This window comes from Oribacterium sp. oral taxon 078 str. F0263, assembly GCF_000469565.1.
Classification (GTDB): Bacteria; Bacillota; Clostridia; order Lachnospirales; family Lachnospiraceae; genus Oribacterium.
Map to the genome: position 1 here is coordinate 68,598 of NZ_KI273116.1, position 233 is coordinate 68,830.

A 233-nucleotide genomic window follows, 5' to 3' on the forward strand; every position below is an offset into this window, starting at 1 on the left:
CGTCCCCTTCGGGGATATCGGTTCTTCTAATAATATCGGAGAACTATCTCAAGTAGTGGAGACTCTGTTTCCGTCCCCTTCGGGGATATCGGTTCTTCTAATACAGGAGGGATAACAGCAAATCTCCAGAGTGGGTTTCCGTCCCCTTCGGGGATATCGGTTCTTCTAATAACGGGGCTTGTGTTCCCGAACTTCGACCGGAAGTTTCCGTCCCCTTCGGGGATATCGGTTCT

General features: G+C 50.6%; 1 protein-coding gene. It reads right to left on the reverse strand.

Annotated elements, in window-relative coordinates:
* Positions 1-26 precede the first annotated feature (26 nt).
* Positions 27-233: hypothetical protein (locus tag HMPREF1986_RS13385; protein WP_207636979.1), on the reverse strand; the 207-nt coding region annotated here is incomplete at its 5' end.